We start from the raw sequence: 18,914 nt of genomic DNA, 5'->3' as shown, positions 1-18,914 counted from the left end.
GGCAGTGAGAGAGGACGCGTAAAGTCACTCTCGTCTCTGGTCATTGTCATTTGTTGAGGATAAGTTGAGGGTGAGATATGAGAGGGACCAGTCAATGATCAAGGCTTTCTGGCGCGAGATGGGGCGTGATGATTTTTGCGATGAGGAAATCGAAAAGGCTGTTGCCGTTTTGCCCATTGCTGCGATCGAACAGCATGGACCGCACTTGCCGACGGGTACAGATGCGATTCTGGCCGAAGGCTATATCTCGCATGTCGTTGCCAAAAAACCTCAGGATCTGCCGCTCGTCTTTTTGCCGGTGCAACAGGTGGGCTGGTCCGAGGAGCATTTGAACGGCGCCGGGACATTGACATCAAGCTGGAAGCATCTGTTGCCCTACTGGACCGATTTGTGTCTTTCGGTAAGGCGTGTTGGCATCAAGCGGCTTGTTGTCATCAACAGCCATGGTGGCAATGGTCCCTTGCAGGATATCCTGATGCAAGATCTCAGGGTGCATCATGGCATGGTGGCCTCTGCGACCAATTGGTTGCGGTTCGGCTATCCCGAAGGTTTGTTCAAAGAGGATGAAATCGCCTATGGCATTCATGGCGGGGCGGTGGAAACATCCCTGATGCTTGCCTTGAGACCCGATCTGGTGGCGATGGATAAGGCGAGCAATTTTACTTCACAGCAGGAAGTGATCAGCACATCCAATCAGCATTTGCAATTTTACGGGCGCAAGCCGCTCGGATGGATGGCAACCGACCTCAATGAAGACGGTGTTGTTGGCAATGCGTCCAGCGCGTCGGTGGAAAAGGGGCAAAAGCTTATTGATCATATTGCCGAGGGGTTCACGCAATATGCAAGAGAAGTGTCAGAATTTCCTTTGCCGGGGTCTTGACCTTCCTGTGACTGGAAGCATTATATGTATCTTGACTTTGATACTCTAGTTTAATGTGGTCCATTTATCATGACAGACAGAACCCAGACAGTGACTGCACCTTCGGGGTCTTCCAAATCGCAAAATCTTGTATTTGACATCAGTGGCATGCATTGCGCCGCCTGCTCGGCGCGCGTCGAGCGTGTTCTCAATGCCAAGGAGGGAATTGAGGCGCAGGTCAATCTGGCGTTGGAGCGGGCCGACATAAAGGTCCGCAGTGATATTGATGCGGACGCGATCAAGGCGATGATCGAGAAAACCGGTTTCGGTGCCAGCTTGCGAGAGGGAAGCCTCTCGGAGCGTCAGGCTCAGGCCGAAGCGGTGGATGCAAATCGCGAGCGCGATGAACGTCGATCCTTCTATCTGTTTTTGTTTTCAGCGGTTCTGACCGTTCCTCTTGTCGCTCCAATGGTTGGACATTGGCTCGGCCTGGGATGGCACATGCCTGCGCTGATCCAACTGGTGCTGGCTTCTCTGGTTCAGATCGTTGTTGGTGCACGTTTCTATCGAGGAGCCGCAAAGGCGCTCGGCAGCGGATCGGCCAACATGGATGTGCTCGTGGCAATGGGAACCAGCGCGGCCTTTCTTTTCTCGCTCTATCAGGTGGTCACGCTTGGTGCGGCCTCTGTCGGTCATCTCTATTTTGAAGCATCAGCGGCGATCCTGACACTTATCGTTTTCGGCAAATGGCTGGAGGGGCGGGCGCGACGCAGTGCGGCGGATGCCTTGCGGGCCTTGATGGAACTCAGGCCAAGAGAGGCCCGGTTGCTCGGCAAGGACGGAGCCTCTGAGCAGATGGTGCCGATCGAGAAGGTCAAGATGGGCGATCACGTGCGGGTCTTGCCCGGCGAAGTGGTGCCGGTTGATGGTGTGATTATCGAGGGGCGCAGTGAATTTGATGAGGCGCTTCTATCTGGTGAAAGCGAGCCGGTCTTGCGCGAAACGGGAGACAAGGTCATCTCCGGTGCGGTTAACGGAGTGGGGTCTGTTGTGCTCGATGTTGCGGCTATCGGTGATGATACCGTGCTTGCCCGGATCATCCGGCTTGTTGATCAGGCCCAGACCGGCAAAGCCAAGATGCAAAGTCTGGCGGATCGTATTTCTGCGATCTTCGTGCCCGTGGTGATCGGTATTGCTGTGCTTACATTCCTTGCGTGGATCATCTGGGGGGGATCGTTTGAAGCGGCTTTTGTGGCTGCTGTCTCGGTTCTGGTCATTGCCTGTCCCTGCGCGCTCGGCCTGGCGACCCCGACTGCTCTTGTTGCCGGAACTGGAGCTGCCGCACGGAGTGGTATTCTCATTCGTGATATCGATGTGCTGGAAATCGCCGGCAAAGTCAGCCATGTGGTGTTTGACAAAACCGGTACTCTGACCGAAGGCAAACCGAGTATCGTTGCCCTCCAGTTCGCCAAGGGCGTGGATGAAACAGAAACGATGCTTGCGGTTGCTGCGGTCCAGTCGGGCAGCGAGCATCCCTTGGCCAAGGCCTGTGTTGCCGATGCCAAGAAATATGGTCAAGCTCTGCCGAGAGCCGAGGCCATAACGGCCCATGTCGGCAAGGGCGTCGAGGGCAAGCTTGCCGGGTCTATCTATTTGATTGGTACACGTGCATTTCTTGAAGAAAATGGCGTCGATCTGGCCGAGTGGGACGGTGTGATCGGGGCCATGGCGGAAACGGATCTCACCCTGTCTCTTGTTGCTCGGGACGGATCCTTTGCGGCGCTGCTCGGTTTCAGGGACGAGGTGCGCAAGGAGGCGAAAGAGGCTGTCGCCAAACTGGAAGCAAGGGGACTCAAGACCCTGTTGTTGAGCGGAGATGTGCCAAAGACCGTTGCACGCGTGGGGCAGGATTTGGGGCTCAGTGAAGCCATCGGTGGCGTCTCACCCAAACAGAAGCTTGAAAAGCTCAGCGACTTGCAGGCCGACGGGCACGTGGTTGCAATGGTTGGAGACGGGCTCAATGATGCTCCGGCGCTGGCCAAGGCTGATGTCGGTATTGCAATGGGGTCAGGCACGGATGTGGCGATTGGAGCGGCTGCCATCACGCTGATGCGGGTGGACATCAATCTGGTGGGAGATGCGTTCGACATCGCAGGCCGGACATATCGCAAGATCTGGCAGAATCTGTTCTGGGCCTTTTTCTATAATATTGTCGGGATTCCCCTGGCCGCACTCGGTTTTCTCAATCCCGCGATTGCCGGGGCCGCGATGGCCTTTAGTTCGGTGTCCGTGGTCAGTAATGCACTTTTGCTCCGGCGCTGGAAAGCAAGAGACTAGTATTCATTCAAGAGGAACAGAAACAGGAAGCAATCGCACCGGCACACCATGCCAATTCGTGCGATTGCCGCTCCTTTTTTACATATTTGGAGCGACAATCTTGTTGCGACTAAATCGCAATGACATCTTCCCGCCCCACTCGGAATCTAGTAGTGTCCGCGGCAGGATCGATTTTCGGAATGTCATGTTCGACTTTTATACGTTCATGTTTCTTTGCGGGGGATTAGATGCGATTGAACCTTCTTTCTCTGGTGACGTTTGTGGTTGGCTGTTGCCTGCCTTTCAGCTTGGCTCAAGCGCATCCTCATGTCTGGGTCTCTGTGAAGACGGAACTTGTCATGACCGGTGACAAGGTGACAGCGGTCAACCATAGCTGGACTTTCGATGAGGCCTTCAGCGCCTTTGCAAGCCAGGGGCTGGATGAGGATGATGACGGCGTCTTGTCGCGAGAGGAATTGCAGCCGTTGGCTGAGGTCAATGTCGAGTCTCTGGCAGAGTTTGGATATTTCTCCGATATTTACGAACAAGGCGCACCGGATACGACCGACGCCGTTTTTGGCGATCCAAGAGATTACTGGCTTTCTTCGGAGAACGGCTTTCTGATCTTGCATTTCACCCTGCCAGTGCTCTCCGATGTGGATGCCCGTCAGGAAGCGGTTCTTGATGTTTATGATCCGACGTATTTCGTTGACTTTTCCTTCCCGGAAAAAGATCCGGTTTCGGTCCGCAATTCCGGGCAGTCGTGCGATGTGCGCCTTATCAAGCCAGCCGAGCTTGATGCGGAAACCGCGAGCCTGTTGGCAACAGTGCCGCAAGGGCAGCGTGAGCCGCCGGGATATCTGATGAAAATCACGTCCACATTGGCCAACCAGGTTATTTTGAAATGCGAATAGGATTTCAGTCTGAAAGTCTTTTCCGTTCCCTGTTATTGAAGGGGGCGGCGCTTTTCGTGGTGTTTCTTGTCTTTTTCTTGTCTTTCTGCGTTGTTCATGAGGCGCAGGCCACAACGTCACCTTTCGGGGTTGCGCTGCCAGATACCACAGGTCCCATTGCGACAGAAGGCGTCTGGGGGCAGATTCAAGGCTATGTCATTGCCCGGCAATCGGAATTTTATCTGGCTCTGAAAGATGCGGTCAAGCTTGTCAAAACCAGCCACACAGCGCTTTTGCTGCTGCTGGGCTTGTCTTTTGGCTATGGGTTGTTTCATGCGGTCGGGCCGGGCCATGGCAAAGTGATCTTGACGACCTATCTGTTTGCCAGCGGCGCATCAGCCAGAAAAGGGGCCGTCATGGCCTTGCTTGGCGCTGCGGTGCAGGCAAGTGTTGCGGTGTTGCTCATTGGCATTGCGGCGGTCATTCTCAACATGACGGCGATGGTGATTACTCAGACAGCCCAGCTTCTGGAGCTGGCTTCCTACAGCTTGTTTGTCATTTTGGGGATCTGGCTGCTTATGCGGGCCTGGAGGGCCTTCAAGCTGGCATGGGCGTCGAGATCTCATACCCATGAGGAGAGCTGTCCCTTGCATTCCGATCATGAGGACAGTCACAAACATCTTGATCATGGCCACGCTCACGATCATGCCCATAGCCATGCCCATAGCCATGACCTACAGGGGGAATGCAGCTGCGGTCATTCCCACTCGCCGACGCTTGAGGTGATTGAAAGCGCCAACGGGTTTCGCGGGATGGCCCTTGCGATTTTCTCAATGGGACTGCGGCCTTGCTCTGGGGCCTTGATTGTTCTCGTCTTTGCCTTGTCTCAAAAGGTCTTCTGGGCCGGGGTTTTGGCATCCTATGCGATGGGATTGGGAACCGGGCTGACTGTCGCGCTGCTTGCGCTTATGGCGGTTTATGCCAGATCCTTTTCCCAGATGATCGTGGATCGCGGATTTTCAAACCGTGTTCTGGACTGGTTTGGCGCGTCTGTTCTGTTTGTGGCAGGGCTGGTTGTTTTTGCCTTTGGCGGGGTGCTGTTATTGGCCAACCTGCTTTAGGAGTAGCGCTTTGGGGCTTGGCGCTTTAGCGCTTGAATTCATTGCCGAGTGAACTGTAGACCAGTCCGAGTTCCATTGCGATGTGCGTGAGATGGGCGGCATTGCCTCCCCCGAGTTTTTCTCTCATGCGCTGGCGATGACTTTCGACCGTTCGCACTCCGATCCCGAGATCGCTGGCAATTTCTTTGTTGGCCTTGCCCATTGCTATGCCCTTGAGGACATCTAGCTCCCGTTCTGTCAGATTGTATGGGTTGGTTTGGGCGTTGACTTCCTCCCTGACTTGCTCAAATGGCGTGTTTTTCGAGAAAGAATAGCCGCCTGTAGCGATCGTGTGGATCGCTCTGGACATGTCATGGGCTGCAATATCCTTGAGCAAAAAGCCGTGGGCTCCTGTTTTTATCGCGGCTCGAAGATATTCGGGGTTGTCATGCATGGACAGGAACAGGATCCGACAGTCCGGTGCCTCCTTGCGGATCATTTCGGCCGCTTCCAGACCGTTGCATCTGGGCATCGAAATGTCGAGAATGATGATGTCCGGGTGAAGCTGGCGAACCTTGTCCAGAGCCTCAAATCCATCCGCTGCCTCGGCGACGATTTCAAATCCGTTTTCAAGCTCGAGGCGCGCTCGAATACCGTCTCTCACTAAGGCGTGGTCATCAGCGATAACGATGCGAATGGTGTCACTCATGGTTCAGATTGTTCCATTTTACGACCAACAGGACAGGGCAAATCAATATAGTAATCGCAATAGTCAAACCGGTTGGCAAGGTCACCCCGGCAAAAAATCTTGTATAAAAAGCAATCTGTTGATGGGGCCTAAGATGCTTGAATTGTTCATGTTTGTGGAAGCAGGACGATGAGTTCAAAACCGCCCAATTGGCTTCTGCCGATTGTCAATGATCCCCCGTGACTTTCAACACGCTCGAAGATGTTTCTCAATCCAAGGCCAGTGCCACCGGTCTTGCGGTTTTGTTTTTGCATTCCGACGCCATTGTCCGCAATCTTGAGACAGACTCTCCTATTGGGTTTTTGTACCGTCATCTCGATCCGTACAAAGCTGGCCGACGCATGATGGGAAATGTTGGACAATGCTTCCTGTGTCACCCTGTAGAGAGATAGCTTTGCCTGCTCTGACAGATGATCATCGATTTGATCGGTGAAGACTTCAGTTCGGATTTGCGAGCTTTCCTGAAATTCCTGCCCCAGTTCGCTAATGGCTTCGGACAGTCCGATATTGACCAGAGCCGAGGGGTGCAGCGCCTTTGATATGCGGCGGATATCGGCAATCGAGTTATCCAGGATGGAAAGGCTCTTGACAATGAGGGGCATTGCCTTTTCAGGTTTGTTGATCTGGTCGATCGAAAGCTCAAGCCGGTGGCGAATGCTGACGAGCAACTGGTTGATGCCGTCGTGAAGCTCATTGGATACGCGTTTTCGCTCCTCTTCCTGAATTTCCACGATGCGCGTTGTCAGCTCCTTGAGCTTCTCGTCTGCCAGTCTGTGTTCCCTGAAATGCAAAACTCCGATGGCCAGGGCTGTGATGGCAATCACCGCCAGGGTCACGATGAACAACATGTGTTCGGCTTGTCGGGTGAGGTTCAGAATGTCCCTTTTGACGATCACCATTTCGTGCTCGATATCATCCAGATAGGCACCCGTTCCGATCATCCATCGCCAGTTTGGCAACAATATCGAATATCCCAGCTTTTTTGTTCTCTCTCCCGTGGAGGGCTTTGGCCAGGTATAGGTGTAGAAGCCGCCACCATCGATGGCTTTCTTCATCATGTCCTGAAGGAAAAAGCGGCCCTGTTCATCCTTTTTGTACCAGAGATTTTCTCCAACCAGATAAGGTGAGGGTGCGTTGACAAGACTCGTTCCTGCTCGGTTATAGGCAAAGAAATATCCGTCCTCGCCATAGGTGAGATTGTGCAGGATTCGTCGAACCGCTTTTTGCGCTTCTTCCTGGCTTTTTGAGGTATCTGAATATTCGTGCCTGATCGCAGTCAAAGCCATGGAAATGTAGTTTTTCAATTCCCTCTGGCGCGTTTTGATGTCGCGCTCTCTGATCAGACTTATCTCTTTGTCGATGAACCGATTGGCTCCGATATGGATGCCCCATCCGGTTATTCCCGAAATCAGAATGATGGGCAGGACAGCAATCAGCAAAATTTTGAGCTTAAAAGATAATTTTCCGTTGGCATATCGCCCATTTTGTGGTTGTTTCTTGCTCATGTACCGCCTCGGGACTGTTGTCTTTCCTATCAATAGAGGAATTGGGCATTGGTTGCTACCGCTGTCAAATTGAACCATTCTGGTAAGTGCAGTCCAAATTAAAAAAATTTTCTCAAGGAGGAATCCTTCATGGATCGTCGTAATTTTTTGAAAACGGCTGGCCTTGTCTCCGGAGCGACAGCTGCAAGCACGCTTGCAGCGCCCGCTTATGCACAGGGTAAGCGCACATTGAAAATGGTCACCTGCTGGCCTAAAAACTTCCCGGGCCTTGGAACCGGTGCTCAGCGTATTGCTGACAATCTGGGCGCCTTGACCGATGGTCGCATCACCGTCAAGCTTTATTCGGCAGGGGAACTGGTGCCTGCTTATGAAGCTTATGATGCCGTGATGAACGGCACCGCAGATCTTTATCATGCATCTGAATATTTCTTTGTTGGCAAAAGCAAGGCTCTTGCTTTCTTCACCACTGTTCCGATGGGCATGACTGCTGCTGAGTTCAACTCCTGGATCTATCATGAAGGCGGTCAGGAGCTTTGGGATGAGCTTGCAGCCAAATTCAACATCAAGTCTTTTGCTTGCGGCAACACCGGCGCTCAGATGGGTGGCTGGTTCAACAAGGAAATCACCAGCGTTGAAGATCTCAAAGGTCTGAAAATGCGCATTCCGGGCATCGGTGGCGAAGTTCTTCGTCGTCTGGGCGGCTCTGCTGTTTCCCTGCCTGGTGGTGAAATCTTCCAGGCTCTGCAAACCGGCGCCATCGACGCGACAGAATTTGTCGGCCCATGGAATGATCTGGCACTGGGCTTCTACAAGGTTGCCAAATTCTATTATTATCCTGGCTTCCACGAACCAAGCGGCGGCATTTCCCTCGGTATCAATCTGGATCTCTTCAATGATCTTTCGAAAGCCGATCAGGCCATGCTGAAAACGGCTTGTCTGGCAGAAGACAATCTGCTGACGACCGAATTCAATGCTCGCAACGGTGCTGCTCTCGAGCAGTTGGTCAACAAGCATCACGTGCAGCTGAAACGTTACCCGCAGGATGTCTACGATGAAATCGGTCGCGTCTGCGAAGAGGTTGTTGCAGAATTCGGTGCAGAAGACGAGTTGTCCGGCCGCATTTACCAGAGCTATCTGAAAGCTCGTAAAAATGTGGGCGATTGGCTTCGCATCACGGAACGTCCTTTCATGGAAGGTCGTGATCGCATTCTTGGCTAGATTGTCAATCTTGCCACCCGGCTCTCCCCATTTTGGGGAGAGCGACTTTCTACCTCAATATTCTATTGCTTTTCTCAGAACAAATTGAGGATTCCCCATCTTTGACAGCCACTGTCGGGTTGATGACATCGACCGGGTTGTGTATGTCAACCAATAAAGGTCCCGACCTCCCTGCTGGCAATTTTATCGGATTGCTGTTGAATCATTGTTTCATCCCGGTCGCGGACAGGAGTTTAGTAATGCGCGCTCTGGCAGACCTGATTGATCGGGTCAATGTAGCAACAGGCAAGGGACTTGCCTGGTTTGCTCTTCTCGTCGTTCTCATACAGTTCGTGGTCGTTTTGATGCGATATGTTTTTGGTGTCGGATCAATCTGGGCACAAGAACTGATTATTTATGTTCATGCCTTCCTTTTCATGCAGGCATCGGCTTTTACCTTGTCCCGCGACGGGCATGTGCGTGTTGATATTTTCTATCGGGAAGCTCATCCAAGGACAAAGGCCAAGATCAACGTTTTCGGGTCCATCTTTCTCGTGATTCCGGTCTGCGTGCTGCTGGTTCTTGTGTCCTGGAAATATGTCTACAACAGCTGGGCCATTCTGGAGGGCAGTGCTGAAACCTCCGGTATTCAGGCGCGGTTTCTGCTCAAGAGTTCCATCATCATCTTCGCCATACAAATGGGGTTGCAAGGGTTCGTGACATTCGTGCGGTCCTGGTGTGCTTTGCAAGGTGACGAAATTGAATTGCAACGCTTGCAACAGATGGGAGAGAATTGATGGAATTCATTGCTCATTCTCTTGATCTGGCGATGTTCGGTGTTGCCTGTGTTGTCCTGATGCTCGGATTTCCTGTCGCCTTTTCTCTGGCAGGTGTGGCGCTGGCTTTCGCCCTGATCGGTTGGAGCATGGGGGCCTTTGAGATGTCGTTCCTGTCGGCTTTGCCGCAGCGTATTTTCGGAACGATGACGAACGAAACCCTGGTCGCGGCTCCCCTGTTTGTCTTCATGGGTGTCATGCTTGAGCGTTCGAAGGTGGCCGAGGAGTTGCTCGATACCATGGGCCGGTTGCTCGGATCGATCAATGGCGGTATGGGGATCGCCGTTTCAATCGTGGGGGCCTTGTTGGCTGCGTCTACCGGTATCGTCGGGGCGACCGTCGTGACGATGGGGCTTCTGTCCCTGCCATCGATGCTCAAGCGGGGTTATTCCCCGGAACTGGCCTGTGGCTCTATTGCGGCCGCTGGTACGCTGGGCCAGATTATTCCTCCTTCCATCGTGCTTGTCATTCTGGGTGATCAGCTTTCAAACGCCTATCAAAAGGCACAGCTTGATATGGGGATTTTCTCGCCGGACACGATTTCGGTGGGTGACCTGTTCGCCGGTGCTCTCATTCCCGGCTTGATGCTTGTTGGCTTCTACATCCTTTATCAGATCATCGTTGCCACGCTGAAGCCGAGTGTTGCTCCTTCCATACCGAAGGATGAACGCGTAAAGGTTACTACGACCGAAATTTTCCATGCCCTGTTGCCACCTCTGATCCTTATTCTGGCTGTGCTGGGTTCCATTCTGGGCGGTGTTGCAACGCCAACCGAAGCGGCTGCCGTCGGGGCCATTGGTGCGATCTTGCTTGCTGGCTATCGTCTTGATGAAAAGCATAGCATTTCGATTACCAGTGCTGCCGTGGCTCTGGTCATCGCGCTGATCCTGTCCGAATTCATGGATTTGCGGATTGCACGTGATCAGATTGATACGAAGGACATGATCGCGATTGTCATCGCAGCCCTTTGCGTTGTCGTCTTGGGTTGGGGGATCGTGACTGCGGTTGTTCGGACTTACCGCAATGGCATTCTGCGCACGGTCATGGAAGGGACAACCGAAGTCACCACCATGGTTTTCCTTATCCTGATCGGCGCATCGCTGTTTTCGCTGGTGTTCAGGGGGCTGGGTGGTGAAGAAATGATCCAGGCCGCTCTGTCCAACATTCCGGGCGGTGCTATCGGCGCAATGATTGCCGTGATGCTTTTGATGTTCTTCCTTGGCTTCTTTCTGGACTTCCTGGAAATCGTCTTCGTTGTCGTGCCAATGGTTGCACCTGTTCTCTTGCAAATGGAAATGCCGAATGGCGAACCCATGAGCCCGATCTGGCTCGGGATCATGATGGCTGTGAACCTTCAAACGTCCTTCCTGACGCCTCCTTTCGGCTTTGCCCTGTTCTATTTAAGGGGTGTTGCGCCTGCTTCGGTCAAAACCGGACAGATCTATCGGGGTATCATTCCGTTTGTGTTCATTCAGGTTCTTGCACTGATCATCCTGTGGTATGTGCCAAATATGGCGACCTGGTTGCCGCACCTGATTTATCGGTAAGCTTTGCGGCTTGATCACAAATCTGAAAAAGCCCGCAGTCGTAAGGCTGCGGGCTTTTTGCTTGACTGGATGCAGGACATTTGGCGCGGCTTGTCTTCATCCCGTATCGTGCAAGACAAGATTGCGTGCTTCGCGTGGGGTCTCCCCAAACAGGCCCTTATATTCACGGGTGAACTGGGAGCAGCTCTCGTATCCAACGCTCAAAGCCGCTTCACTGACCCGGGTCCCCTTATAGGCGATCATTTCCCGAGCGGCGTGCAGGCGAAGTTTCTTGACATATTGCAAGGGGGTTTGACCGGTCCGGTTGCGGAAAGCACGGTGAAAGGTGGACAGGCTCATTCCTGTCCTTTGGGCCATCGTCTCGACGCTGATCGGGGAGGTTATGTCTTTACGAATCGTCTGAATCAGATTTTCGAGCAGGATGTGCTCTCCGCCCTGATTGAGCAGGGCCGCCAGATCCGGGCCGCATGGTCCGCGCAGAATGTGGAATAGCAGCTCTTGCCGCAGAGATGGACCAATGACATTGCCAGCAACGGGATCCCCAATGGTGTCAAAGATGCGCTTGATGGTTGAGCGCATTTCATCTGTTACCGGGCCGGAAGAGACTGAATATCCCGCTTCGCGTGTCGGAATTGCACTGACTTCCGCCATGGAAGCGATAAGTTTGGTCAAATCATCCCGGTTGATGGATAGGAAGAGGCCGCACAATGGGTCCATCTCGCTCGCATGCGTGGTACAGACGAGATGGGTCGGCAGGGTGAAAACCAGATAGGTATCGCGGTCATAATGGAGGGTTTGCGAGCCCAGAGAGCCCTGCTTGCTGCCTCGCAAGATCAGTACGATACCGGGTTCATAAATGACCGGGGCCGGAGGGCCAGCAACGCTTGTCCAGAAAAGTCGGATGCCCTTGATTCCGCTGCCTTTGTTGCCAATCGGAGCCCTGTTCAAACAGTCCGCGAGCAGGGCATCAAGCTGATGCTCGAGGTCGGAAGGCGCTTTTGGGTGCAACCAGATCGGGTTGTTTGACATGTTTGAGCAAGTTTTTGACATAAACCGGCATTCCGCACTGAACGTGTTTTGTTACCTTATCACAAAAGCGGGAGCGTTTCATCATCAAGCAGGCGTAGGGCCAGGTCACACTGTCTCGGACTGCCCGTTCCAGTTTCATGGCTAATCACAGGAGGACATACATGTGCCAGCATTGCGATGACCAGTCGAGCGATCTCAGCCACAAGATATCGCGTCGAACGCTGATCGGAGGCGGCGCAAGCCTTGTGGCTGCCAGCTCTCTTTCTGGCAGTATGCTGGGAATGGCCGGGTCAGCTCTTGCTGCTGGTGAAAGTCAGAGTGTGGCAGCTCCCGAGATCAAGGCGCATGGGTGGGGCATGATGGCACCCGGAGAAAAATTGCGGCCGTTCGATTATGTCCATCGCTCGATGCGACCTGATGATATCGTGGTCGATATCATGTATGCCGGGATTTGCCATTCTGACATTCATTTCGGACATGGTGACTGGCGCAAATTCGACTATCTGCTTGTACCGGGACATGAAATCGTCGGGCGGGTCACCCATGTTGGTCCATCGGTCAGTCGCTTCAGGGTGGGTGATATTGCCGGGGTCGGCTGCATGGTCGATTCCTGTGGCGAGTGCGAATATTGTCGCGCCGGACTGGAGCAATATTGCGTCAAATCTCCAACGCTTACCTATGGCCGCAATCGTGATCGGTCGCTGACATATGGCGGTTATGCCGACCGGATCGTGCTGAATGAACGCTTTGGTATCAAAATACCGCAAGGGATGGATCTGCGCTCCGCCGCGCCGATCATGTGCGCAGGGATCACGACTTTTTCGCCGCAGCAATATTACAATATTCAGGAAGGGCAGCGGGTTGGTGTCATCGGTCTTGGCGGCTTGGGACATATGGCGCTCAAGTTGCTGACTGCTCGAGGTGCTGAGGTCACTGTATTCACGACCACGGAAGCCAAGCGAACTGACGCGCTGAGAATGGGTGCCAGAGACGTGATGGTCTGGAGTGAGGCGAGCAATCGCAAGGATTTCAAACCATACTATCGCCAGTTCGACTATATCATTTCAACGGTGCCCTATCAGTTCAATGTCAACATGTTCATCCCCTTGCTGCGGTTCGAGGGAACCTTGATCAATGTCGGTGTTATCGGAGACATGGGCACGGTCAATGGCGGGCTCTTGGTCGATGGCCGCAAGACCCTGACCGGCACGATGATCGGCGGTATTCCAGAGACCCAGGAAGTGGTGAATTACTGCGCCGAGCGCAATATCCGTCCCGAAGTGGAAATGATTTCGATCGATCAACTCAATGAGGCGTGGGATCAGGTGGTCGCCAAAAAGGCGCGCTATCGTTTTGTCATCGACATGACCTGATACCCCAATTCCCATGAAGTCTTGCAAAGGAGCGCTTTGTAACGGAGCGGTATGTAGGTGTGCCAGCTTATTAAATTGACGCTCCCAAGCAGAAAGCCCGCAGATTGGCCCCAACCAGTCTGCGGGCTTTCACAACGGCCATTGTCCAATATGGCACTGATCAGATTTTGGTTTGATTGACCCGGTCGATCAGCTGTTGTCCGGTTTCAACGCGCTCCGAATAGCGATCAACGAGATAGCCAGCTCGGCTTCGCGTCAGCCAGGTAAATTTCATCAGCTCTTCGCAGACATCGACAATCCGATTGTAGTAGGGCGATGGCTTGATGCGGTCATTCTCGTCAAATTCGGTGAAGGCTTTGGCGATGGAAGATTGGTTGGGGATGGTTACCATCCGCATCCAGCGGCCAAGAATTCGCATCTGGTTGAGAGCGTTGAAGCTTTGTGAGCCCCCTTCGACCTGCATCAGGGCCAGTGTCTTGCCCTGAGTGGGGCGTATTGCACCCAGCGAGAGGGGAATCCAGTCAATCTGGGCCTTCATGATGCCTGTCATGGCGCCATGGCGCTCCGGGGATACCCAGACCATGCCCTCTGCCCAAGCCGTCAAGTCGCGCAGTTCCTGCACTTTGGGATGGTCGGCTGCCGCATCGTCGGGTAAGGGCAGGCCCGAGGGATTGAAACTTCTTGTTTCTGCTCCAAGCGCTGTCAAAATACGAGCCGCTTCCTCTGATACCAGGCGCGAGAAAGATCGTTCACGCAAGGAGCCATAAAGAAGCAGGATCCGGGGAGGGTGGCCATCATCTTCAGGACCAGCCAGCCGGGCGTGGTCGATGCCGTTGAAAAATGCCGGGTTTGCGAGATGGTCCCTATCATCAAGCGATATGCCCAGTGGCGCGGCGTTTTTGTTATCCATATGCTATTCTTTGCCTTTTTCCGTTGAAACAACTTCGCCATCTTCCTTTGTAAAGCTGCCGATATTGACGGGCAGCAGGTCCATGACCTTCTCGGAGGGGCGGCAGAGATTGGTGCCTTTTTCGCTCACGACAATCGGACGGTTGATCAGGATCGGATATTCCATCATGGCATCGATCAGGGCTTCATCGCTCAGCTCTGGATTGTCCAGCCCCAATTCGTCATAGGGTGTGCCGCTGCGGCGCAACAGTTCACGGGTCGTTATCGGCATCGCGTTGATCAATTCGATCAGTTTTTCGCGGCTTGGAGGCGTTTCAAGATATTCTATGATGGTTGGCTCAATGCCAGCCTTGCGAATCATTTCAAGAGTGTTGCGCGATGTGCCACAAGCAGGGTTGTGATAGATGGTGATCATCATGGGTCTGGTCTCGTTATCCATTGGGGTCTATCGTCTGGTCTTGCCAGAGCCGCATATGGTTTCGATTACGGGGAGGCATTTATCCTGTTCCCCGCCACAGCAGTCTCGGAGCAAATAGTCAATCAGGGCGCTTATTCCGTTCAAGTCTGCAAAATATCGAACCGATCTGCCTTCTCTCTCGTTGCGGATGAGCCCGGCTCTGAGGAGAATATTCAGATTGGTCGACATGGTGTTCTGTTTGACATCCAGCATCTCGCCGATTTCTCCAGACAGGAGCCCGATTTCTCCTGCCTTGATCAGAAGCCGGAAGACGTCAAGGCGCGTTGGTTGACTGATGGCGGAAAAGGCCGTTGTTGCTTGTAATTTATCCATATATCATGAATAATTGATATGCCAACTTCCGTCAATCCCCTTATCTGCTCGACCTGACGGGCTTGAGGCCATTCAGATCAGTGCGACATCGTCGTCAGAGTAGGCAGATTTATATGCCCGTGTCATCAATGGCTCGGGCAGGTCCGTATTGCCATAGCCTTCATCGTTATAATAGCTGTCGCTATCAATCTGGAGATGTCTTGTTTGAGCGTCTTGAGAATAGCCCAAATCAAAATGCCTGACAGGATCTGTCTGGGTGAGTATGGGGGGGCGGATGCCTTTCATGTCAAATGGCTGAGTCTTGCTTGACGGATGGATCGAGCGAACGCGCATGACCTTGCTGGGGTCGATGACAGCCTGAAGTCTCGTGGTCAGAATCCGGGAAGAAAAGGGGCGGGAAATCACCCAGTTCGCGCCGTGTGAAATTGCGTTGGTCACGCGATTTCGCGTGGGATGCTCCAACAGGATGATCAAATGCGTGGAGGCATGCAGGAACTTGGTTCGCAAGTTGAGATTGCCTCTGGCGAGATCTGATGCGGTTCCGGTATCGAAATCAAGAAACACGAAGTTTGGATATGTTCTCTGTGCTTCTTCAAGGCCATGTTCGATATTGTCGAACTCCGTAACATGATAAAATCCGGATGTTCGCAGGATTGATCGTAGCAATTTCCTGTGAAATGTATTGTCGTCTAAAATCAAGGCCGAGCCGTGCTGAATTGGCAATGACATCAGTTTCCCCCGACGCTGACATAATTGGTATTAAAAACTTTTGATTAGTTATATTTTACAGGGTTACCTAAAAATGCGTAAAAATGAATAAAATTTCTGGTTGCTCGTTGAAATATCTAACGCCTGATTGCGGATAACTCTTTTGGACTAGAGGGGATTTGTTTTCCTCAACTTCGCCGGTTTTCCGCTATAATATTGCTGAACTTTTCTCTCAACCGGAATTGCAATTACCTTGTTCATACACCAGATCAATGGGTGAGGCGTGAAAGGTTCAAGCGGTTCGAGGATTTTGTAACCCAGTCTTCAAGACGTCATTTTCATGCGCACAATCGTCGTGGGGTTTCGCTGGACACTATTCATGACACACAGTCGGTTCTGCCGCAATTAACTGAATTGGAGAAAGACCAATGGATCTTTTCGGATTTGATATTTTTGTATTAGCTCTTGTTCTTTTGTTCATCCTCATTCTGCTTGCCGGGGTCAAAACAGTTCCGCAAGGCTATAACTTCACGATTGAGCGGTTCGGGGCCTATAAGCGCACTCTGACGCCGGGGCTTGGGGTGATTGTTCCCTTCATCGACCGGATTGGCTCGAAAATGAATATGAAAGAGCAGGTTCTGGATGTTCCAAGTCAGGAAGTGATTACCAAGGATAACGCGACCATCACCTCCGATGGAGTTGCTTTTTATCAGGTCATGAATGCGGCCGATGCAGCCTATGAGGTCAATGATCTTCAGCATGCCTTGCTCAATCTTACAATGACCAACATCCGAACTGTAATGGGCTCGATGGATCTGGACGAATTGCTTTCAAATCGTGATGAGATCAACTCCCGGCTCCTGAAAGTGGTAGATGAAGCCGCCGCTCCCTGGGGTGTCAAGATTTCCCGTATCGAAATCAAGGATATCAATCCTCCGCGGGATCTGGTGGAAGCGATGGGCCGCCAAATGAAAGCGGAACGCGAGAAACGTGCAACGATTCTCGAGGCGGAGGGAGATCGCCAGTCCGCTATTTTGAGGGCAGAAGGGGAAAAACAGGGCAAGATCCTGCAAGCCGAAGGCGAACGGCAGTCTCAGTTTCTGGCCGCAGAAGCGCGTGAGAGAACTGCCGAGGCTGATGCCAAGGCTACCGAAATGGTCAGTAAGGCGATTGCCGAAGGTGACATTCAGGCGGTCAACTATTTCGTTGCCAGCAAATATGTTGAAACCCTTGGCGAAGTGATCAAGGCTCCCAATCAGAAAGTTGTCATGCTTCCGATTGAAGCGACGTCCATTCTCGGGGCTCTGGGTGGCATCGGCGAAATCAGCAAGGAAGTGTTTGGCAAGGACAATCCGCTGTCCAATCGCTCGGCACGTGTCCCGAGCGTCAAGGAAGACTAGTCAGTGAACAATGTTGGGGCCACTGTTTCTGACAATAGAGGAATAAGAAAATGATACAGCAATTGATCGTTTCGTTGGGAACCTGGTCATGGGTGATTTTGGGCCTTGCTTTGCTGGTTCTGGAAATCGTGGCTCCGGGGATCATGCTTTTATGGTTCGGGATTGCGGCATTGTTGGTTGGAGGAATTGCCTTTCTGGTAGATCTTGGCTGGCAAAGCTCGCTGATCCTGTTTGCGATCCTGTCCTTATGTTCCGTGCTGGTTGGTCGTTTCATTCTTGCAAAAACGGCCAACAGTGCGACAGACAAGCCGATGCTCAACAAGCGGGCGCTTGCTCTGGTTGGAAATGTTTATCAGCTTGAAGAGCCTATCGTGAATGGGCATGGCAGGGTCAAGGTCAGAGACAGCTATTGGCGTGTCATCGGACCGGATTGCCCGGCAGGCAGCCGGATCGAGGTTGTCGGCGGGGACGGAGCCAGCCTTGAGGTTTCACCTGTTGAGAAGTGAAGCAAACCCCAGCTCGCGGTTGAAGGACGAGTTGGGGTTTTCCATCAGGTCATGCCTTTGTCATGTGAGGTTGGTGAGGGGAATGCAGGGTTCTCCCTCGCAATGCTGCACTTCGATTGTCACATGAACCAGTTCAGGTAGCGATGTCAGCAAGGCCTTATAGTGATCGGCAGGACGTGGCAGATGTGTCACCAAGGTGACGATAGCTGCAAATTTGTTTGATCCTACCTGCCAGATATGCAGATCCGCAATCCGGTTGTCTGCATCTGCTTCGATCAGCGCCTTGGCTTTGTCTTCAAGACGTTTATCCAGCAGACGATCCAGAAGGATGGAACTTGTGTCTCCGATAAGCGAATAGGCCCATCGGGAAATCATGAAGGCACCAACAAGCCCCATCGCGGCATCCACCCATAGCCAGCCGAACAATTTGCCAAATAACAGCGCCACAATGGCAAGAACGGATGTAAGGGCATCGGCCAGAACATGCATGTAGGCAGCTCTGAGATTCTGGTCCGTTGCCTTGCCTGCTCCGTGATCGTGGATATGGGAGGCTTCCGCATCATGGTGGGCGTGATGGTGATCATGATCATGGTGGTGATCGTGGTCATGCTCGTCATGTTCATGATCATGGTGATCGTGTCCGTGGTGGTGACCGTGCCCATGATGATGGTGATGTCCTTCTCCCCCCAGAATCCAGGCGCTCAGAAGATTGACGACAAGTCCGAGAAAGGCAACGAGCATGGCTTCGTTGAATGCAATGTCCAGAGGGTTGAACAACCGCTCAAGAGACTCCAGCGCAATGAAGAGAGCGACCAGGCCAAGAATGACGGCGTTCGTATATCCTCCCAGAACTTCAACCTTTCCAACGCCGAAACTGAAGGATCGGTCTTGAGCATGTCTGCGGGCATAGCGGTAGGTGAAAACAGAAAGGCCCAGTGCCGCCGCATGAGTCGCCATGTGCCAGCCGTCGGCCAGCAGAGCCATGGAATTGAAGAGATATCCGGTAATGATTTCCGCAACCATCATTACCGCTGTTAGAAGAACGACATAGAAGGTCCGTTTTTCATTATCTGCGCTGACTTCTCTATCGATATAGACGTGGGAATGTGTCCAGTCATCAAGTTTGTGAATATGCATAAACGCGCCCGCAGCTAGTTGACAATCTGCTGCGGAGGCTAACTGAAATTCGCTGTTGGCG

The 18,914-nt window shown here is 52.7% G+C and carries 18 protein-coding genes; 10 read left to right on the top strand and 8 right to left on the bottom strand.

What is annotated here, in order from left to right; translation table 11 throughout:
* The first annotated feature begins 94 nt into the window (after positions 1–94).
* From ACHZB8_RS12455 to ACHZB8_RS12440, 4 genes are all read left to right on the top strand, one after another.
* On the top strand, positions 95–880 hold the full coding sequence (locus ACHZB8_RS12455; RefSeq protein WP_316860714.1) for a creatininase family protein: 786 nt from the start codon (positions 95–97) through the stop codon (positions 878–880).
* Positions 881–949: 69 nt separating this feature from the next.
* On the top strand, positions 950–3,196 hold the full coding sequence (locus tag ACHZB8_RS12450) for a heavy metal translocating P-type ATPase (protein WP_316860712.1): 2,247 nt from the start codon (positions 950–952) through the stop codon (positions 3,194–3,196).
* 227 nt (positions 3,197–3,423) lie between these two features.
* Positions 3,424–4,089 (top strand): DUF1007 family protein, encoded by a 666-nt coding sequence (locus ACHZB8_RS12445; RefSeq protein ID WP_316860711.1) that lies wholly within the window; start codon positions 3,424–3,426, stop codon positions 4,087–4,089.
* On the top strand, positions 4,080–5,189 hold the full coding sequence (locus ACHZB8_RS12440; RefSeq protein WP_316860710.1) for a hypothetical protein: 1,110 nt from the start codon (positions 4,080–4,082) through the stop codon (positions 5,187–5,189). The genes ACHZB8_RS12445 and ACHZB8_RS12440 overlap by 10 nt, the downstream gene beginning before the upstream one ends.
* Before the next feature lie 25 nt (positions 5,190–5,214).
* On the opposite strand, the gene ACHZB8_RS12435 is transcribed toward ACHZB8_RS12440, so the two are convergent.
* Together ACHZB8_RS12435 and ACHZB8_RS12430 are read right to left on the bottom strand one after the other, a co-directional pair.
* Positions 5,215–5,877, bottom strand: a complete 663-nt coding sequence (locus tag ACHZB8_RS12435; protein ID WP_316860709.1) for a response regulator transcription factor — start codon at positions 5,875–5,877, stop codon at positions 5,215–5,217.
* A gap of 146 nt (positions 5,878–6,023) precedes the next feature.
* Complete coding sequence (locus ACHZB8_RS12430) at positions 6,024–7,421, bottom strand: cache domain-containing protein (protein WP_316860708.1); 1,398 nt, start codon at positions 7,419–7,421, stop codon at positions 6,024–6,026.
* A gap of 129 nt (positions 7,422–7,550) precedes the next feature.
* Between ACHZB8_RS12430 and ACHZB8_RS12425 the strand changes: the two genes are divergently transcribed.
* The 3 genes from ACHZB8_RS12425 to ACHZB8_RS12415 all read left to right on the top strand — a co-directional run bounded on the left by ACHZB8_RS12425 (position 7,551) and on the right by ACHZB8_RS12415 (position 11,001).
* The gene (locus tag ACHZB8_RS12425; protein WP_316860707.1) at positions 7,551–8,639 is read left to right on the top strand and encodes a TRAP transporter substrate-binding protein; all 1,089 of its coding nucleotides are present in this window, start codon (positions 7,551–7,553) and stop codon (positions 8,637–8,639) included.
* A 239-nt stretch (positions 8,640–8,878) separates the two neighbouring features.
* Positions 8,879–9,415, top strand: a complete 537-nt coding sequence (locus ACHZB8_RS12420; protein WP_316860706.1) for a TRAP transporter small permease subunit — start codon at positions 8,879–8,881, stop codon at positions 9,413–9,415.
* The gene (locus tag ACHZB8_RS12415; protein WP_316860704.1) at positions 9,415–11,001 is read left to right on the top strand and encodes a TRAP transporter large permease subunit; all 1,587 of its coding nucleotides are present in this window, start codon (positions 9,415–9,417) and stop codon (positions 10,999–11,001) included. The genes ACHZB8_RS12420 and ACHZB8_RS12415 overlap by 1 nt, the downstream gene beginning before the upstream one ends.
* A gap of 96 nt (positions 11,002–11,097) precedes the next feature.
* Here the strand turns inward: ACHZB8_RS12415 and ACHZB8_RS12410 are convergent, their stop codons facing one another.
* Positions 11,098–12,051: an AraC family transcriptional regulator gene (locus ACHZB8_RS12410; RefSeq protein WP_316860702.1), complete on the bottom strand. Its 954-nt coding sequence runs from the start codon at positions 12,049–12,051 to the stop codon at positions 11,098–11,100.
* Between the two features lie 140 nt (positions 12,052–12,191).
* Here ACHZB8_RS12410 and ACHZB8_RS12405 point away from each other — a divergent pair, with 140 nt between their 5' ends.
* On the top strand, positions 12,192–13,403 hold the full coding sequence (locus ACHZB8_RS12405; protein ID WP_316860701.1) for an NAD(P)-dependent alcohol dehydrogenase: 1,212 nt from the start codon (positions 12,192–12,194) through the stop codon (positions 13,401–13,403).
* Positions 13,404–13,563: 160 nt separating this feature from the next.
* On the opposite strand, the gene arsH is transcribed toward ACHZB8_RS12405, so the two are convergent.
* From arsH to ACHZB8_RS12385, 4 genes are all read right to left on the bottom strand, one after another.
* A complete protein-coding gene (gene arsH / locus ACHZB8_RS12400) occupies positions 13,564–14,313 on the bottom strand; it encodes an arsenical resistance protein ArsH (protein ID WP_316860699.1) in 750 nt (249 codons plus the stop codon).
* A 3-nt stretch (positions 14,314–14,316) separates the two neighbouring features.
* On the bottom strand, positions 14,317–14,730 hold the full coding sequence (arsC, locus tag ACHZB8_RS12395; RefSeq protein ID WP_316860780.1) for an arsenate reductase (glutaredoxin): 414 nt from the start codon (positions 14,728–14,730) through the stop codon (positions 14,317–14,319).
* A gap of 27 nt (positions 14,731–14,757) precedes the next feature.
* Positions 14,758–15,102 (bottom strand): helix-turn-helix domain-containing protein, encoded by a 345-nt coding sequence (locus ACHZB8_RS12390; RefSeq protein ID WP_316860697.1) that lies wholly within the window; start codon positions 15,100–15,102, stop codon positions 14,758–14,760.
* 72 nt (positions 15,103–15,174) lie between these two features.
* Positions 15,175–15,831 (bottom strand): response regulator, encoded by a 657-nt coding sequence (locus ACHZB8_RS12385; RefSeq protein WP_316860695.1) that lies wholly within the window; start codon positions 15,829–15,831, stop codon positions 15,175–15,177.
* A 407-nt stretch (positions 15,832–16,238) separates the two neighbouring features.
* Here ACHZB8_RS12385 and ACHZB8_RS12380 point away from each other — a divergent pair, with 407 nt between their 5' ends.
* Both ACHZB8_RS12380 and ACHZB8_RS12375 read left to right on the top strand, forming a co-directional pair.
* Positions 16,239–17,210: an SPFH domain-containing protein gene (locus ACHZB8_RS12380; RefSeq protein WP_316860693.1), complete on the top strand. Its 972-nt coding sequence runs from the start codon at positions 16,239–16,241 to the stop codon at positions 17,208–17,210.
* Positions 17,211–17,260: 50 nt separating this feature from the next.
* The gene (locus ACHZB8_RS12375) at positions 17,261–17,716 is read left to right on the top strand and encodes an NfeD family protein (protein WP_316860691.1); all 456 of its coding nucleotides are present in this window, start codon (positions 17,261–17,263) and stop codon (positions 17,714–17,716) included.
* 60 nt (positions 17,717–17,776) lie between these two features.
* Here the strand turns inward: ACHZB8_RS12375 and ACHZB8_RS12370 are convergent, their stop codons facing one another.
* Positions 17,777–18,853 carry a cation diffusion facilitator family transporter gene (locus ACHZB8_RS12370; RefSeq protein WP_316860690.1) on the bottom strand — a complete coding sequence of 359 codons (1,077 nt, stop codon included), beginning with the start codon at positions 18,851–18,853 and terminating at the stop codon, positions 17,777–17,779.
* Between the last annotated feature and the right edge of the window lie 61 nt (positions 18,854–18,914).

The sequence above is a fragment of the uncultured Cohaesibacter sp. genome, assembly GCF_963556055.3.
Taxonomy (GTDB): domain Bacteria; phylum Pseudomonadota; class Alphaproteobacteria; order Rhizobiales; family Cohaesibacteraceae; genus Cohaesibacter.
The sequence above is the reverse complement of the archived record's forward strand: the minus strand, read 5'-3'. Positions and strand labels throughout refer to the sequence as shown.

Excerpts from the sequence above, each read along its gene's own strand:
- ACHZB8_RS12455 (WP_316860714.1), top strand. The coding sequence starts at position 95 with ATGATCAAGGCTTTCTGGCGCGAGATGGGGCGTGATGATTTTTGCGAT.
- ACHZB8_RS12450 (WP_316860712.1), top strand. The coding sequence starts at position 950 with ATGACAGACAGAACCCAGACAGTGACTGCACCTTCGGGGTCTTCCAAA.
- ACHZB8_RS12445 (WP_316860711.1), top strand. The coding sequence starts at position 3,424 with ATGCGATTGAACCTTCTTTCTCTGGTGACGTTTGTGGTTGGCTGTTGC.
- ACHZB8_RS12440 (WP_316860710.1), top strand. The coding sequence starts at position 4,080 with ATGCGAATAGGATTTCAGTCTGAAAGTCTTTTCCGTTCCCTGTTATTG.
- ACHZB8_RS12435 (WP_316860709.1), bottom strand. The coding sequence starts at position 5,877 with ATGAGTGACACCATTCGCATCGTTATCGCTGATGACCACGCCTTAGTG.
- ACHZB8_RS12430 (WP_316860708.1), bottom strand. The coding sequence starts at position 7,421 with ATGAGCAAGAAACAACCACAAAATGGGCGATATGCCAACGGAAAATTA.
- ACHZB8_RS12425 (WP_316860707.1), top strand. The coding sequence starts at position 7,551 with ATGGATCGTCGTAATTTTTTGAAAACGGCTGGCCTTGTCTCCGGAGCG.
- ACHZB8_RS12420 (WP_316860706.1), top strand. The coding sequence starts at position 8,879 with ATGCGCGCTCTGGCAGACCTGATTGATCGGGTCAATGTAGCAACAGGC.
- ACHZB8_RS12415 (WP_316860704.1), top strand. The coding sequence starts at position 9,415 with ATGGAATTCATTGCTCATTCTCTTGATCTGGCGATGTTCGGTGTTGCC.
- ACHZB8_RS12410 (WP_316860702.1), bottom strand. The coding sequence starts at position 12,051 with ATGTCAAAAACTTGCTCAAACATGTCAAACAACCCGATCTGGTTGCAC.
- ACHZB8_RS12405 (WP_316860701.1), top strand. The coding sequence starts at position 12,192 with ATGTGCCAGCATTGCGATGACCAGTCGAGCGATCTCAGCCACAAGATA.
- arsH (WP_316860699.1), bottom strand. The coding sequence starts at position 14,313 with ATGGATAACAAAAACGCCGCGCCACTGGGCATATCGCTTGATGATAGG.
- arsC (WP_316860780.1), bottom strand. The coding sequence starts at position 14,730 with ATGATGATCACCATCTATCACAACCCTGCTTGTGGCACATCGCGCAAC.
- ACHZB8_RS12390 (WP_316860697.1), bottom strand. The coding sequence starts at position 15,102 with ATGGATAAATTACAAGCAACAACGGCCTTTTCCGCCATCAGTCAACCA.
- ACHZB8_RS12385 (WP_316860695.1), bottom strand. The coding sequence starts at position 15,831 with ATGTCATTGCCAATTCAGCACGGCTCGGCCTTGATTTTAGACGACAAT.
- ACHZB8_RS12380 (WP_316860693.1), top strand. The coding sequence starts at position 16,239 with ATGGATCTTTTCGGATTTGATATTTTTGTATTAGCTCTTGTTCTTTTG.
- ACHZB8_RS12375 (WP_316860691.1), top strand. The coding sequence starts at position 17,261 with ATGATACAGCAATTGATCGTTTCGTTGGGAACCTGGTCATGGGTGATT.
- ACHZB8_RS12370 (WP_316860690.1), bottom strand. The coding sequence starts at position 18,853 with ATGCATATTCACAAACTTGATGACTGGACACATTCCCACGTCTATATC.